Origin of the sequence: Roseibium litorale (genome assembly GCF_014842915.1) — a bacterium.
Lineage (GTDB): Bacteria > Pseudomonadota > Alphaproteobacteria > Rhizobiales > Stappiaceae > Roseibium > Roseibium litorale.
Map to the genome: position 1 here is coordinate 90,071 of NZ_JACYXI010000010.1, position 15,144 is coordinate 105,214.

12 protein-coding genes are annotated in these 15,144 nt (G+C 59.9%); 3 read left to right on the plus strand and 9 right to left on the minus strand.

Features of this window, described 5'->3' with window-relative positions:
* Positions 1-213 precede the first annotated feature (213 nt).
* The 8 genes from IG616_RS15565 to IG616_RS15600 all read right to left on the minus strand — a co-directional run bounded on the left by IG616_RS15565 (position 214) and on the right by IG616_RS15600 (position 10,402).
* Complete coding sequence (locus IG616_RS15565) at positions 214-1,551, minus strand: M16 family metallopeptidase (protein WP_192149087.1); 1,338 nt, start codon at positions 1,549-1,551, stop codon at positions 214-216.
* Between the two features lie 4 nt (positions 1,552-1,555).
* Positions 1,556-2,998: a M16 family metallopeptidase gene (locus IG616_RS15570; RefSeq protein ID WP_246476262.1), complete on the minus strand. Its 1,443-nt coding sequence runs from the start codon at positions 2,996-2,998 to the stop codon at positions 1,556-1,558.
* Positions 2,999-3,267: 269 nt separating this feature from the next.
* Positions 3,268-3,975: a hypothetical protein gene (locus IG616_RS15575; RefSeq protein ID WP_192149088.1), complete on the minus strand. Its 708-nt coding sequence runs from the start codon at positions 3,973-3,975 to the stop codon at positions 3,268-3,270.
* A 104-nt stretch (positions 3,976-4,079) separates the two neighbouring features.
* Complete coding sequence (gene lspA / locus IG616_RS15580; protein WP_192149089.1) at positions 4,080-4,592, minus strand: signal peptidase II; 513 nt, start codon at positions 4,590-4,592, stop codon at positions 4,080-4,082.
* Positions 4,593-4,612: 20 nt separating this feature from the next.
* Positions 4,613-7,573, minus strand: coding sequence for an isoleucine--tRNA ligase (gene ileS, locus IG616_RS15585; protein WP_192149090.1), 2,961 nt, complete (start codon positions 7,571-7,573; stop codon positions 4,613-4,615).
* Positions 7,574-7,864: 291 nt separating this feature from the next.
* Positions 7,865-8,782 carry a DMT family transporter gene (locus IG616_RS15590; protein ID WP_192149091.1) on the minus strand — a complete coding sequence of 306 codons (918 nt, stop codon included), beginning with the start codon at positions 8,780-8,782 and terminating at the stop codon, positions 7,865-7,867.
* Between the two features lie 9 nt (positions 8,783-8,791).
* Positions 8,792-9,787: a bifunctional riboflavin kinase/FAD synthetase gene (locus tag IG616_RS15595; protein WP_192149092.1), complete on the minus strand. Its 996-nt coding sequence runs from the start codon at positions 9,785-9,787 to the stop codon at positions 8,792-8,794.
* A 177-nt stretch (positions 9,788-9,964) separates the two neighbouring features.
* Positions 9,965-10,402, minus strand: coding sequence for a MaoC family dehydratase (locus IG616_RS15600; RefSeq protein ID WP_192149093.1), 438 nt, complete (start codon positions 10,400-10,402; stop codon positions 9,965-9,967).
* 248 nt (positions 10,403-10,650) lie between these two features.
* Here IG616_RS15600 and IG616_RS15605 point away from each other — a divergent pair, with 248 nt between their 5' ends.
* Together IG616_RS15605 and IG616_RS15610 are read left to right on the plus strand one after the other, a co-directional pair.
* Positions 10,651-11,034, plus strand: a complete 384-nt coding sequence (locus IG616_RS15605) for a response regulator (RefSeq protein ID WP_073008625.1) — start codon at positions 10,651-10,653, stop codon at positions 11,032-11,034.
* 186 nt (positions 11,035-11,220) lie between these two features.
* Positions 11,221-11,919: a protein phosphatase CheZ gene (locus IG616_RS15610; RefSeq protein ID WP_209007581.1), complete on the plus strand. Its 699-nt coding sequence runs from the start codon at positions 11,221-11,223 to the stop codon at positions 11,917-11,919.
* Positions 11,920-12,272: 353 nt separating this feature from the next.
* On the opposite strand, the gene IG616_RS15615 is transcribed toward IG616_RS15610, so the two are convergent.
* Entirely contained in the window at positions 12,273-13,145 is an 873-nt protein-coding gene (locus IG616_RS15615) for a TIGR01459 family HAD-type hydrolase (protein ID WP_192149094.1), read from the minus strand.
* 112 nt (positions 13,146-13,257) lie between these two features.
* Here IG616_RS15615 and mutL point away from each other — a divergent pair, with 112 nt between their 5' ends.
* The gene (gene mutL, locus IG616_RS15620; protein WP_192149095.1) at positions 13,258-15,141 is read left to right on the plus strand and encodes a DNA mismatch repair endonuclease MutL; all 1,884 of its coding nucleotides are present in this window, start codon (positions 13,258-13,260) and stop codon (positions 15,139-15,141) included.
* Positions 15,142-15,144 lie beyond the last annotated feature (3 nt).

Consider the following 15,144-nt stretch of genomic DNA (forward strand, 5'->3'; position numbering starts at 1 on the left):
TGCTTCTTATTTTCAGGAAAACCTCCCCTCCGTGCCTTCCCGGACGTCGCGCAGCTGAGATCCAGGATCTGATGCTGGTAAGTGAAGCTTGCGAGGTTCGGTCCTGGCTCAGGGCCGGGACTGCGCGACTGCAGCACTGGCTTACGCATAAAAGAAGGGCCGGGAACTGCTTCCCGGCCCTTCGGTCTTCAATCTGTCTTATCTGCGTGCTGATCAGTTCGCCTTGATTTCCGGTCCGACGGTGGAGATGGAGGGTTCCTTGCCGTCCAGAAGGCGTTTTGCGACACGCTTCACATCTGCCAGGGTCACCGCTTCGATCTCCGCGTTGCGGCGGTCGAAATAGTCGATCCCGAGCTTTGCATTTTGAATCGCGACCAGCTGAGCCGCGATTTTTCCCGAGGAGTCAAAGCGCAGAGGATAGGAACCTGTGATGTAGCGCTTCGCGCTGTCCAGCTCTTCCTGGGTCGGGCCTTCTGTTGCCATACGGGTAAGCTGATCGCGCATGACCTTGATGGTCTCATTGGCACGGTCGGCACGGGTCGCAGCCGATGCGAACAGGATCCCGGTGTGATCGTAAGGCGCAAGCTGCGTGTAGGCGCCGTAGGTCAGGCCACGCTTTTCGCGCACTTCCTCATACATCCATGAGGTGAAGGTGCCGCCGCCAAGAATGTGGTTCATGACATAGGCGGCCTGATAGTCCGGATCATCCCGCTTCAAGCCCGGCAAGGCGAAGAGGATGGAGGTCTGCTGCACATCCATGGTGCTGTTGACGGTCTTGCCGGTTTCGGCAGTCACGTCCGGTACCTCGGTCAGCTCGCCCTTTTCCGGCAGACCTGCGAAGACTTCATCAAGCAGCGGCGCAAGCGTCTTGGCATCGATGGCACCGACGACGCCGATCTTCAGGCCTTCACGGGTGAGGAGCCGGGTCTTCATGCCACGCAGATCTTCGGCCGTCAGGGCCGCAAGCGTCTCTTCGGTACCATCATTGGGGCGGGCATAGGGGTGATCCCCGACGATGGCCTTCATCAGGTCCCGGCTCGCCACGGTGTCCGGATCCTGCGAAGCGCGGCGGATACCGGAGGCGATCTGGGTCTTCATCCGGTTGATCGCGACTTCGTCGAAGCGGGGCTCGTTGACCGCGAGGCGCAGCATGTCGAAGGCTTCTCCCCGGGTCGTCGTCAAAGTGCGCAAGGACCCGTAGAAATTGTCCTTGTCTGCATTGAAGCTGACGCTGACCGCGAGATCCTCAAGTTTGCCCTGATAGTCCTCCGAGGTCATGTCTCCCGCGCCCTCGTCAAGCGTCGCAGCGAGAAGCCGGGTGAGACCTTCTTTGCCAGAGGGGTCTTGTGTCGTGCCGCCTGCAAAGGAGAAATTCATGGCGATGACAGGAATGGTTTCGTCATGGACAAGCCAGGCTTCGATGCCCTTGGGGCTGGTCACCCGTTCGATCTCGACCGCCGCGGAGGGTGCTGCCGACAAAGCCAGGAGACCGAGAGCGGCGAGGGGGGCTGCAACCTTTCGCGGCAGAGCAGCGGAAATGAAATGGAACATGCGATCAGCCCTTCGGAGTTGCGTTGGTTGCATTGGCTTCAGGTGCCGCAGCAGGCTTTGGCATCTTCAACTCGCCGATGACCGGATCTCCTTGAAGATAGGTCTTGGCGGCATTCTGGACGTCTTCTGCCGTAACAGCCTGAATCCGCGAGGGCCAGTTTTGCACCTGATCAATGGTTTGCCCTGATGCCAGCGCCGCGCCGAAGATACGGGCCAGTGTCTGCTGACTGTCCTGGGCGTAGATGGCATCGGCCACCATGGAGTTCTTGGCGCGCGTCAGCTCCTCTTGCGTCACGCCTCCAGCTATGAGCTTGTTCAGCTCCTCGTGGATTACCGCTTCCATTTCATCCAGCGTGTGTCCTGGAACCGGGGTCGCGTAGAAACCGAAGCGGCCGTCATCCAGCGCATCGCCGGAATAGTAGCTGCCGGCACTGATGGCGATCTTCCGGTTGAGGACAGCTTCCTTGTGCAGCCGGCTCGTTGCGCCGCCGCCCATGATATAGGAGAGCACATCCAGGGCCTCGGAGGTGTGGCCTTCTCCGGTGTGCTGGCTCGGAACGATCCAGCTCATGGAAATGCTTTCCTGCCGGACACGGTCGTCCGTAACGGTGATACGTCGTTCACCAGCCAGGGGCGGTTCGGTTGGACGCACGCGCGGACCCGGCTCCGCGCGGCGGGCAACCTTGCCATAGGTGTCTTCGGCCAGCTTCTTGACCTGATCGGCGTCCACATCGCCTGCGATGACGACGATGGCGTTGTTCGGGGTGTAAAAGCGGTCGTAGAAAGCGATCGCTTTTTCCTTGTCGAGGGCCTCGATCTCGCTCTTCCAGCCGATCACCGGCGAGCCATAGGGATGGTTCACGAAGGTAATTGCGGTGAGGGCCTCGTTGAGACGCGAGCCTGGATCGTTTTCCACGCGCATGCGGCGCTCTTCCAGAACGACGTCCCGCTCCGGATTGACCACTTCATCGCTGAGGATGAGGTTCTGCATCCGGTCGGCTTCCATCTCCATCATCTTGGCCAGATGGTCCTTGGAAACGCGCTGGAAATAAGCGGTGTAGTCATAGCTGGTGAAGGCGTTTTCCTGTCCGCCGATTTCGGCGACCAGCGTCGAGAAAGCGCCGTCCGGATGGTCCTTGGTGCCCTTGAACATCAGGTGTTCAAGAAAATGTGCGACGCCCGACTCGCCTTCAGGCTCGTCTGCGGATCCTGTCTTGTACCAGATCATGTGCGTGACCACGGGAGCCCGGTGATCGGGGATCACAACCACTTCCAGACCATTGCTCAGGGTAAAATGGCTGAGGTTTGGTGCGATCTGAATCGTTTCCGCCGGCTTGTCCTGGGCGAGGGCAAAAGAGGGCAGTGTGACCGGACCGGCCAGGGACAGGGCGATGACGGCAAGTGCGCCGCCGCTTCTCAGGAGTTTCCGATGGCGGGAAATGAGCAACTTGGTCTCCGTTGATCGAAACGTGGAACATTCCGGCCCGTGCGCGTCGCCGCGCACAGGCACACCGTTTCAAAGTGATATAGGCGGGGCGCCCGAAAAGGTCGCCTTAAAGTTTGGTCATGTTTGCGTGATGCGGGCGCGGTCTTTGCTGGCCGCCAGAGCAACGCCAAAGAGCATTGCGGAGGAGATAAGGAGAACGGGAAGCGTGGCAATAAAAAGGCCGCCGGGAAATCAATCCGGGCGGCCCTCAAATCACACATTTGTCCGGCTCAGTTGTTGCCACGCTGGCAAGTCCCGCCGGTTTCTTCCAGACACTTCATATCAAGGGGGCGGCCATCAAACGGATCGTAGTTCGCATCCTTCGGATCCTCCTTGACCTCCGGCAGCTTCGATCCATCGGAGGACTGGCTGTATTTGGTGGGGGGATCTGTCAGATAGCGGCGCTTGATCCCTGCCTCGTTGCTATTACCGGCAACTTCGCGGCTCAGGGTATTCGCGGAGGAATTTTGCGCGCGCAGCTCTGCTGGACTCAGCTTGTCACCGGAGATGACCTGCTGATCCCGGCTTTCTGCCAGGCGGTCGATGCTTGCGTCATTGCGGATGTTGATACCGCGCATCTGCTCGGACCGCAGAACGCCGGAGTGCATCCGGTCCGTGCCCTTGTAGATTTCTTGAATCTCGGCAAGGTCCTTGTTCTGCTGCGACTGCGGCCAGGACGGGGAGTCCTTGCCTGCAACCCGGGTTTCGGGTTGGGGCAGGCTGTCCATGTTGGACGGCATGGCCAGTGGTGCGCGGGGCGCATATTCGATCGGCTTGGCATGAGGATCGACTGCTCCAAGGCCGGACATCAGACCGGCGACGAGGGCTGTATCCGGTGCCTGGGTGGTGCCATCAGGGGCTTCACACGCAGCAAGACCAGCGGCCGCAATCAGAACCAACAGCGGTCGGGAGAATGTCTTCATTATCGTCCGCAGCACCCCGGACTCCTTGTTCCTGCCTGAACCAGAGCACGGGAAGATCCCGTGCGAGAAATTTTTGAGTATCAATCCCGTGGGGACTTAACCCGTTGTTTGCGGCTGAATTAGGACCGCCCTCGCAGACCGTCATACAGGAGACCTGCCACTCCGGCAACGATCCAGACGTCTGCTAGGTTGAACACGTACCAGGAAAAGCTGCCAGCGTGAAAATGCACGAAGTCCACGACAGCGCCGAATGCGAGCCGGTCGATGCCATTACCGATGGCCCCGCCGATGATCAGGGCAAGCGCAAGGGCGACAAACCGGCTGGGTGCCCGCACCGACCAGACCCACAGACCGATGGTCGCGGCGACGGTGAAAAGCGCCAGGATCCAGCGGCCTAGATCTCCGTCCTGCTGGAACAGGCCATAGGAAATGCCCCGGTTCCAGACGAGGACGATGTCGAGCACCGGCAGCAGCCGGACCGGTCCGTTGACTGCAAGGTCGAAGCCGTAGACGAGCCACAGCTTCGTCCCCTGGTCCAGGATCAGTCCAACAAGCGCGATGAGCGCAACGAACCCACTGAAATGCCCCCAGAACCACTGGTTCTTGAAAGACGGTTGATCCGTTGCACTCATTGCTTCTCCTGTCATTGGGCTCAAGCAGCGTGAGCCGCGTCCCATTCCCGGAGTGCGTCCGCATCGCGGAGTGTGACATCCGGGTAGTCCTTGTCGCTGCCAACTTCCGGAAGGATCTTCCAGGAGCGGGCGCACTTGGTGCCTTCAGCAAGGCCCGGAACCACAGCAACACCCGGCGTGTCATCCAGCGTGAAGGCACCTTCCGGAGCCGCATCAGAGCTGAGCGTCAGCTGGCTGGTGATGGCGATATCCGCCATGTCGCGGCCATCAAGGGCGGCCATCAGGTTCGCATCGGTGACATAGACAACCGGATGTGCTTCCAGCGAGGAGCCGATGCGCTTTTCGCGGCGCTCGATTTCCAGGGCGCCGGTGATGACGCGGCGGACCGTGCGGATCTTTTCCCACTTCTCGGCAAGAGCCGTGTTCAGCCACTCGGAAGGAACCACCGGGAACTGCTCAAGGTGAACCGACTTGTCCTCGCCGAAGCGGGACATCCAGCTCTCTTCCATGGTGAAGGGCAGCATCGGAGCCATCCAGGTCACCAGGCAGTTGAACAGCTTGTCGATCACATAGAGTGATGCCTTGCGGCGGACCGAGGACTGAGCATCGCAATAAAGCGCGTCCTTGCGGATGTCGAAGTAGAAGGCTGACAGGTCCACGGTCATGAACGTGAACAGGTGATGGAACACGCGCTTATAGTCGAAGTCCCAATAGGCCTTGCGCACCAGCACATCCAGCTCCGCCAGACGGTGGAGCATCAGCTGCTCCAGTTCCGGCATGTCGGCAAGCGCCACATCTTCGCCGGTGGCATGGGCGAGGGAGCCCAGCATCCAGCGCAGGGTGTTGCGCAGCTTGCGGTAGCTGTCGACGGAGGTCTTCAGGATTTCCGGCCCGATCCGCTGGTCTTCCCAATAGTCGGTAGACGCTACCCAGAGGCGCAGGATGTCGGCGCCATATTGTTTGATGATGTCCTGCGGGAAGACCTGGTTGCCCAGGGACTTGGACATCTTGCGGCCATCCTCGGCCATGGTGAAGCCGTGGGTCAGAACCGCATCGTAGGGCGCATGACCGCGGGTGCCGCAGCTTTCCAGCAGGGAGGAGTGGAACCAGCCGCGGTGCTGATCCGAGCCTTCGAGATAGAGCACGTAGTCATTGCCGCCGGTGCCCTGGCGGTTCGGCATCAAATCCTCGCGCTTTTCCAGGCAGAAGGCATGGGTCGAGCCACTGTCGAACCACACATCCAGGATGTCCTTGACCATCACCCAGTCGTTGACGTCGTCAACCTGACCGCTGAGGAACCGTTCCTTGGCGCCGTCAACATACCAGGCATCCGCCCCTTCAGCCGTGAAGGCGTCAAAGATGCGCTGGTTGACGGTTTCGTTCTTCAAGACTTCCGACGTGTCCTTGTGGATGAAGACGGTGATCGGCACCCCCCAGGCACGTTGGCGGGACAGAACCCAGTCCGGGCGGTTCTCGATCATGGACCGCAGACGGTTCTGACCGGAGGCCGGAGCGAAACGGGTGTTGTCAATCGCGTTCAGGGCACGGGCACGCAGGGTGTCGCCTTCGCCGCCGATGGCGCGGTCCATATAGACGAACCACTGCGGCGTGTTGCGGAAGATGATCGGCTTCTTCGAGCGCCAGGAATGCGGATACTGGTGCTTGATCCGGCCAAGGCCGATCAGCGCGCCTGCTTCCTTCAGCTTCTCGATATTCGCCTTGTTGGCAGTACCCTTTTCACCCTTGTGGGTGATGACCTGGTGGCCATCAAAGCCCGGCGCGTCCTTGGTGTAGAAGCCGTCATCGGCGACCGTGAAGGGGATTGCCGTGTCGATGCCGCGGGCTTCCAGCTCGCGGGAGCTGGACATCCAGATTTCAAAGTCATCCACGCCGTGGCTCGGCGCTGTGTGCACGAAGCCCGTACCGGCATCGTCCGTCACATGGTCGCCATCTAGAAGCGGCACGTCGAATTCGTAGCCACCCAGGTCCAGATCCCGGTAGGGATGGGCAAGGGTCGCCGCGCCCAGCTCATCTGCGGAGACGGTGCGCAGGCGCTTGAACTCTGTGATGCGGGCGTTCTTAAAGACGTCTTCTGCCAGCTTGTCGGCCAGCACCAGAAGGTCGCCCTTCTGGACCCAGTTTTCTTCCGGCAGCCCTTCCTGCGTCACCTCATAGAGGCCGTAGTCGATGCGCGAGGAATAGGAAACCGCCCGGTTGCCCGGGATGGTCCAGGGGGTGGTGGTCCAGATGACCACAGCGGCATCCAGAAGCTGCTCGGCTGCAGCTTCATCCGTGCCACCGGCTTCCACGACCGGGAACTTCACCCAGATCGCATCGGACTGATAGTCGTGATACTCGATCTCGGCTTCAGCCAGCGCGGTCTTTTCGACCACCGACCACATGACCGGCTTGGAGCCGCGGTACAGCTGGCCGGACATCGCGAATTTCATCAGCTCGTTGGCGATGACGGCTTCGCTTTCAAAGCGCATGGTCAGATAGGGATTGTCCCAGTCACCCTCGATGCCGAGGCGCTTGAACTCTTCCTTCTGGACGCCAACCCAGTGATTGGCGAAGTCCCGGCACTCCTGGCGGAACTCGTTGACCGGAACCTCGTCCTTGTTCTTGCCCTTGGCGCGGTACTGTTCTTCGATCTTCCACTCGATCGGCAGTCCGTGGCAGTCCCAGCCCGGAACATAGTTGCTGTCCCAGCCGGTCATCTGCATGGAGCGGGTGACCATATCCTTCAGCGTCTTGTTCAGCGCATGGCCGATATGGATGTTGCCGTTCGCATAGGGAGGGCCGTCGTGCAGGACGAACTTGTTCCGTCCTTTCCCGGCTTCCCGCAGCTTCTTGTAAAGGTCGAGCTTCTGCCAATGGGCGATGATTTCCGGCTCCTTCTTGGGAAGGCCCGCGCGCATCGGAAACTCGGTTGTCGGAAGGTTCAGCGTCTCGGAATAGTCGCGTGTCTTGGTATCGGTCATCGTTCAGTAGGGTCCGGTCAGGGCGCCTGCTGCCACGGTCGGTCGGGCGCCATCGGTCTAAATAGGTCGGCGGCCGGGACGGGCCGCTTGCGCAAGGGGATAATCCCGGTCCTGCGGCGCCGCGTGGATCGCGTCAGCCGAAGGCCGGGCCGGTAATTCGGCCGGATATCCGGGAAGACCAGTCTGTGGGGCGGTCTACGATGAGGTCAAAGCGAGCATTCATGGCGCAAGGACATAGCAGCAGTTGGCCGGGGAATAAAGCAAATCCATCGGGCTCGCAGGCGATAATGCTCAAGCAGGTTTGCGGATCCGCTCGCGGTGCGCAATGTAGAGCCCGCCGCCAACGATAAGAGCGATCCCGATCCACGTCATACCGTCCGGAAAATCGCCGAAGACCAGATATCCCAGCAGTGTGGCGCCGATAATCTCGACATAGTTAAGCGGCGCCAGCATCGAGGCTTCGCCCTTCTGGAACGCAAGCACGACAAGCGCGTGTCCAAGAAACGAGATCCCCCCGATCATCACCAGAAGTGGCACTTCGCCAATATGGGGCATCACGAAGGCATAGCCGGTCTGTCCGGTGAACGTCGTGACGGCCATGACGATCCCCATGATGACCGTGCCCGCCACACCCGTTCCAAACTGGATGGCATAGAGGCTCTCCTGTCCCGCGAAGCGGCGGTTCAGTATGAGGTAACAGGCAAAGAGAGTTGCCGTGCAGAGCGGAAGCAGGGCAGCAAGACCTGCATCGGCGAAGCTCGGACGGAGAATGAGCAAGACCCCCGCCAGACCAACCACGATGCCGGCGACGCGTCTCACACCGATCTTTTCTCTCAGGAACAGCACTGCCAGAATGGTCAGGATCATTGGCTCCACAAAGAAGATGGCCATAGCGGTTGCCAAGGGCATGAATTTCAGAGCAGTGAAAAAGCAAAGGGAGGAGGCCGTCAGCATGGAACCGCGCAGCAGATTGATGCCGAGCCGGCGGCTCTTGAGACGGCGCAGATTGCCTGTCAGCGCAGCGGCCGCAACACAGATCAGAAGTTGAAAGAAGAACCGGGCGAATGTGATTTCAAGCGGAGGGATCCGCACGGACAGATATTTCGCGATCGTGTCCATGACCGGCAGGATGAACATGGCCAGGGTCATCAGACCAATGGCGGCCATGTTTTCACGCTGGTCGGCCTCGGAAACGTGGGGCGCGGTCATTTCGGCTGGTCACTCACCCTGGAGAAGGCTGAAGTCCAGCCCGGAAAGCGGTTGCATGGCGGCAATGGCCGCTCTGGCTTCGTCGCTGTCACGGTCCATCTGCGCGATCAGCGCTTCCACGCTGTCGAACTTCTCTTCACCGCGAAGATAGGAAATCAGGTGAACGCGCAGCTGCTTGTCATAGAGGTCGCCGGAGAAATCGAACAGGAAGACCTCAAACAAGGCAGCGCCATTGTCGAAGGTCGGGCGCCTGCCGTAGCTTGCTACACCATCATATTTCTCATCGCCTATCCGCACCTTTACCGCATAGATGCCGTGCTTGAGCGGGCAGTCCGCGCCCAAGGAAAGGTTGGCGGTCGGATAGCCAAGATCCCGCCCGCGCTTGTCACCGTGCTGGACGCGGGAATCGAAAAACCAGCGGTAGCCGAGCAAGCCGTTCGCGAGAGCGACATCTCCCTCCGCAAGGGCAGCTCTGATACGAGAAGAGGAAACCACCTCTGCACCTTCGTCCTTCTCCGGAGAGACGATTGTCACCCCGAAGCCGAGCGCGCTGCCAGCTTCACACAGATAATCCGGAGTGCCTTTGCGGGCCTTGCCAAAGTGGAAGTCGTAACCTGTTACGGCGTGTGAGATGCCTAGCTGTCCGATCAGGATGTCCTTGACGAAAGCCTCTGCTTCCATCCCGGCAAAATCCTTGTTGAACGGCATGACCAGCACGCCGCTCAAGTCACAGGCTTTCAGAATGTCAGCCTTCTGGTCGGCCGGTGTCAGGCGGAAAACGGGATTGGAGGGATTAAACACGGTTCGCGGATGCGGCTCGAAGGTCATTGCGAAGACCGGTTCGCCAAGGGCTGCTCCCTGTTCGTGCGCGACATCAAGGACGGCGCGATGCCCCCTGTGGACGCCGTCGAAGTTGCCGATTGCGACGACACCGCCCTTCAGGTTTTCCGGAAAGTCTTTCGGGTCATTGATGACAGCAAAAGCTGCTGACCGGGATGCAGGCATGCGACGTACCTTGGAGGCGCTGACGGCAGAACGTCAGGAGAAACGATTGGACAGACCGCACACGCCATCGCATGGCATGTCACGTGTCACCTTTGAGCAGGGAACCTGCCGGTTCGCAGGCCAAAGGTCAAGCAAGGCAAGTGCCCGATCTGCTCGTTTGGCGCAACCGTTCTTTTCTCAAAGATCCTCGGATCGGGAGGGAACCTTGACCAGAGCCTCTCCCTCAAGGACCACGGTTCCTTCGACACTGCAGACGCAGGAGAGGCGGGCTCTGTTGCCGCGTTCCAGAAGCTCCTCGACCCGGACGGTCACAAGCACCTTGTCGTCAATGCGGACCGGCGCCTTGAAGTTCAGGGTTTGTGAGAGATAGATCGCGCCAGGACCGGGCAGCCGTGTTCCGAGAACCGCAGATATCAGGCTTGCTGTATAGAGGCCGTGCGCGATGCGGGTCTTGAAGGGCGTCCGGGCGGCGAAATGCTCTGAAAGATGGATGGGATTGCGGTCTCCAGAAACTTCGGCAAAACCGACGACGTCCGATGAACTGACGTGTTTTTCGAGGGTTTCCTGCATCCCGATCGTCAGATCTTCAAAGTACAGGGTCTGCAATTCCAGCATGGCGCTATCCCGGTTAAGACGTGAAAAATCCTTGTGTTGCATACGTTATGGAACAGTCACGGCACGGACAATTGGGCTTTGGATGCATAAAGTCTGGCGCATTAACGGAGTTTTCAGGGGCTTAGGCTAGTTTCTCCAGAGTGTGGGGAGGCGGGGACACAAAATTGGTGCCTCTCTCCTTTGACGTCATGTCGCGTTTCCTCGGCCCATGGGCACGGGCCGCGTAGTTTGACAGTATGGAGTATACGATGGCCCTTGATCTTCAGATGCCGGTCCTCGTGGTCGATGACTACAAGACGATGATCCGTATTATCCGGAACCTGCTTAAGCAGCTTGGTTTTGAAAACATCGATGACGCAGCGGACGGCACCGAAGCGCTCGAGAAGATGAAACAGCGCCGTTATGGTCTGGTCATTTCTGACTGGAACATGGAGCCGATGACCGGATATGAACTGCTCAAGCAGGTTCGTGCGGATGGAAGTCTGAGCAAGACCCCGTTCATCATGGTCACTGCTGAATCCAAGACCGAAAACGTGATCGCCGCCAAGAAGGCAGGTGTGAACAACTACATCGTGAAGCCGTTCAATGCGCAGACGCTGAAGGGTAAGATCGAGGCAGTGTTCTCGGATTAAAACCGGCGCGATGAGACGGGCGGTACTCGTGACATCAGGTGCCGCCGGCATCGCCTACCGGGAAAAAAGGGGACCATGCTGGGGAGCATGGAACCGGGACCGTTTAAGGCCGCTCTGGTTAGACCTCCGGCGGGGTGGAGGGAGAGCGGCAGGCCCCCTTCTCTTTAAAAAAGAAAGGCTGATCCAATGGCCGCTATGACAAAAGAAAGTCTGGCGAAGGTTATCGACTTTCTGCAAGAAAATAAAAACCGCGGCGGCGATGTATCCCTGACCGACGTCATGCAGCTTGCTGAAGTCATGTCCGGGTCCATGCAGGAAGTGGTTGCGGCGGTTCAGCCGGCTGTTACAGGGGAACTCACGGCAATCGCCCGGGAAATCACCCGGATGAAGGCTGAGATCGCGGCCCTGCGCGCCAACGACATGAAGACCAGCAAGATCCCGAGTGCGGGACGGGAGCTGGACGCCATTGTCGAGGCGACCGAAAAAGCAACGCATTCCATTATGGAAGCGGCAGAAGAGATCATGTCTGCCGACACCAGCGACGCCGAAGCTTACCAGCAGATGGTGAGCGACAAGATGATCGAGATTTTCGAAGCCTGCACGTTCCAGGACATCACCGGCCAGCGGATTTCGAAAGTGGTCGCGACGCTGAACTACATAGACCAGCGGGTGAGCGCATTCGTCGATCAACTTCGCATACCTGAAGGCTTTGAAACGCCAGCTGAGGAAACGGACGAGGACCGCCGCAAGCGCGAGCAGATCCTCCATGGGCCGCAGCACGAAGGCGAAGGGGTTTCCCAGTCCGACATCGATGCGATGCTCAACGACACAGGGGAAGAGTCTCAGGGCGACACTCAGGCGGATATCGACAAGCTGTTCGGGTGATGCCGGACCTCTGGTGCTGACTGAAAAGGCTGCCTGTCAGGCGGCCTTTTTGCTGTTTGGCCTCCCGGCATTAGGGTGTGGACCCATAAATTTGGAGGCAATGGTTTGAGCGAATTTGTTTGGCTACAAGGCGCGAGACTGCAGGAAGCCGTATGGCTTTCAAAGTCTTGCAACGCTGTAGCCGGACAAATTCGCCAAATCCTTACAGGACGCGCAACTGGCTGTGAAATGCGGCGTTGAGCGTCTCAACCGGGCATAAAGCCCGCTTTTCGCCTCTCGCCTTGCCTTTCAGTGCCAGTTGACGCGCCATTACCTTCAAATTTATGGGTCCACACCCTAGGCAGAATGACTGGTTACCAGACAAGCCGGGGGATTGCGGCGCGGGCGCGCAGGCCCTCTTCGGCCAGGCGGCGGCGCACCAGTGCCTCGTCCGGCTCATGGGTTGGCCCGAAATCAGAAGCGTGGATGCCGCCGGTAACGAAAAGGACGTCCAGATCCTGGGAAACCGCACCGCGGATATCTGTCGGCAGACCGTCGCCGACGCACAGGATTGCCCCGCGGTCAGCGGGTGCTCCGCGCAGAACCTCAAGGCGCTGGCAGGCGGCGTCATAGATCGGTGCATGCGGCTTGCCGAGAATGGCAACCTTGCCCCCAAAATCCTCATAGAGCCGGGCCAGGGCGCCTGCGCACCAGATCAGGCGTTCGCCGCGCTCGACAACAATGTCCGGATTGGCGCAGATCATAGTCAGACCGCGCTTGGCCAGCCTTTCCAGCTGATCCCTGTAATCGTCCGGAGTTTCCTGTTCATCGTTGAGAAGGCCCGTGCAGCTGATCAGGGTTGCGTCTTCTTCGGAAGAAAGGCTCAGGTCCAGCCCCTCATAGAGGGAAAGGTGGATGTCCGGGCCGATATGCAAAACCTTCGCGCCGGGATGCGCTTCGATATATTCCCGGGTGACATCGCCTGATGTCACGATGTCATCGTAGACATCCTGGCCGATTCCCAAAGCGGCGAGTTGTTCCCTGATCAGACCATTGAGACGCGGGGCATTGGTGATCAGAACAACGGTTCCGCCAGCTTTCTGCCGGAAGGCGGACAAAGCTCCGGACGCTTCCGGGAACTTGGTGACACCATTGTGGAGCACGCCCCAAACGTCGCACAGGACAGCTGAATACTCCGGTGCAATGTCGCGAAGGCCGGAGACAAGAAGCGGTGCAGAAGCATTCATGGAAGGTCACTCGGAAGCTGGGGGATCTGATAAGGTACGGCGGAATCGGCCGGGAAGCCGCGCGGACCTTACAGGAAGCATGTGGCAGACGGAACCATGGAAAGGAATTTGGATGCAGGTTCGCCAGCTCAGTGAGGATGTCATTAACCGGATTGCCGCCGGTGAAGTGATCGAGCGGCCAGCCAGCGTCATCAAGGAACTGGTCGAGAATGCCGTTGATGCAGGGGCAACCTTGGTGGATGTCGTGACGGCAGCAGGCGGCAAAACCCTGATGCGCGTGTCTGATGACGGATCGGGCATGACCAGGAAGGACTTGGAACTGGCCATCCGCCGTCATTGCACGTCCAAGATCCGCGAGGAGGACTTGTTCGACATCCGGACTTTGGGCTTTCGCGGCGAGGCGCTTCCCTCTATCGGCTCGATTGCCCGGCTTGCCATTCAGACCCGTCATGCGGACGAAGACCATGCGTGGCAGATTGCAGTGGAAGGCGGGCGGGAGACATCGGCCATGCCGGCAGCCCGTCATAAGGGAACCCAGGTAGAGGTCCGCGACCTCTTTTTCGCGACGCCCGCCCGTCTGAAGTTCCTGAAATCCGACCGCGCCGAGGCTTCGGCGATTACGGAGGTGATCCGGCGTATCGCTCTGGCTTATCCGCAGATCGGTTTTTCCCTTTCCGGAGCTGACCGGCAGCCGCAGGCGTGGCCAGCTGCCCGCGGCGGGGACCCGCGTCTTGCCCGGATCGCTCAGGTGCTTGGCCAGGATTTCGTCGACAACGCCATGGAAATCGATGCGGAGCGGGAAGGGGTCAGGCTTACCGGATTTGCCGGTTTGCCGACCCATCACCGGGGCACGGCTCAGTTCCAGTTTTTCTTCGTGAATGGGCGTCCAGTGAAGGACAAGCTGCTGCTTTCCGGCTTGCGGGGAGCTTATGCGGATGTGCTGGCCCGCGACCGGCATCCCGTTGTCGTTCTGTTTCTGGAGCTCGAACCGCAGCTGGTGGACGTCAATGTCCATCCGGCAAAAGCCGATGTGCGGTTCCGGGACGGACAGCTGGTGCGCGGCCTTCTCGTGGGCTCCATCAAGCAGGCGCTGCTTCAGGCCGGGCACAGGTCGTCAACGTCCAACGCTGCTGTCGCCATGGACGCCATCCGGGCAACCGGGTTCGGAGCACCGCGCCAGACACCGGGATGGCAGCCTCAGCCTGCGCGGCACTGGGCGCCTGATGCATTCCGCCCTGCGGCCCCGTCTCAGGTTTCTTCACCGGCAGCAGGCGGCATGCCCTTTGGCGCTGAAGGGGCTTTTGCAGAGCCGGCGGCTTCCTATGCCCCCGAGCATCAGGACAGCCTGTCCTCGCTTGTCATGCCGTCAGCCGATGCGCGGGCGAATGACATTCCCGCTGATGAGCAGCATATGGCGCTGCCCCTCGGGGCGGCCCGCGCCCAGGTTCATGGCACCTATATTATCTCCCAGACGGAAGACGGCATCGTCATTGTGGATCAGCATGCCGCCCACGAACGGCTGGTTTATGAGCGCCTGAAGGAGGCGCTGGCTAAAAAGTCGGTCGCCCGCCAGATGCTCTTGATCCCCGAAGTGGTCGAACTGCCGGAAGAGGATGTCGCCCGCCTGACGGAGCACTCTGAAGAGCTGGAAGCTGTTGGCTTGTCGCTGGAGGCCTTTGGACCGGGCGCGGTGGCCGTGCGGGAAACTCCGGCGATGCTTGGAGACATGAACATCCGGGGCATGGTTATGGATCTCGTCGATGAGCTGGCGGAGTGGGATACCGCGACGGGCTTGCGTGAGCGTCTCGACCATGTGGCAGCCACCATGGCCTGTCATGGGTCGATCCGCGCCGGACGCCGTATGCGGGCCCCTGAAATGGATGCGCTTTTGCGGGACATGGAGGCAACCCCACTGTCAGGGCAGTGCAACCACGGGCGCCCCACTTGGGTCGAACTCAAGCTCTCCGATATCGAAAAGCTCTTTGGGCGTAAGTAGGCG

What these genes read in the sequence shown, in the direction of transcription:
- IG616_RS15615 (WP_192149094.1), bottom strand. Translation starts at nt 13,145, where the DNA reads ATGAATGCTTCTGCACCGCTTCTTGTCTCCGGCCTTCGCGACATTGCA.
- IG616_RS15610 (WP_209007581.1), top strand. Translation starts at nt 11,221, where the DNA reads ATGGCCGCTATGACAAAAGAAAGTCTGGCGAAGGTTATCGACTTTCTG.
- IG616_RS15590 (WP_192149091.1), bottom strand. Translation starts at nt 8,782, where the DNA reads ATGACCGCGCCCCACGTTTCCGAGGCCGACCAGCGTGAAAACATGGCC.
- IG616_RS15565 (WP_192149087.1), bottom strand. Translation starts at nt 1,551, where the DNA reads ATGTTCCATTTCATTTCCGCTGCTCTGCCGCGAAAGGTTGCAGCCCCC.
- IG616_RS15600 (WP_192149093.1), bottom strand. Translation starts at nt 10,402, where the DNA reads ATGCTGGAATTGCAGACCCTGTACTTTGAAGATCTGACGATCGGGATG.
- IG616_RS15605 (WP_073008625.1), top strand. Translation starts at nt 10,651, where the DNA reads ATGGCCCTTGATCTTCAGATGCCGGTCCTCGTGGTCGATGACTACAAG.
- IG616_RS15595 (WP_192149092.1), bottom strand. Translation starts at nt 9,787, where the DNA reads ATGCCTGCATCCCGGTCAGCAGCTTTTGCTGTCATCAATGACCCGAAA.
- lspA (WP_192149089.1), bottom strand. Translation starts at nt 4,592, where the DNA reads ATGAGTGCAACGGATCAACCGTCTTTCAAGAACCAGTGGTTCTGGGGG.
- mutL (WP_192149095.1), top strand. Translation starts at nt 13,258, where the DNA reads ATGCAGGTTCGCCAGCTCAGTGAGGATGTCATTAACCGGATTGCCGCC.
- ileS (WP_192149090.1), bottom strand. Translation starts at nt 7,573, where the DNA reads ATGACCGATACCAAGACACGCGACTATTCCGAGACGCTGAACCTTCCG.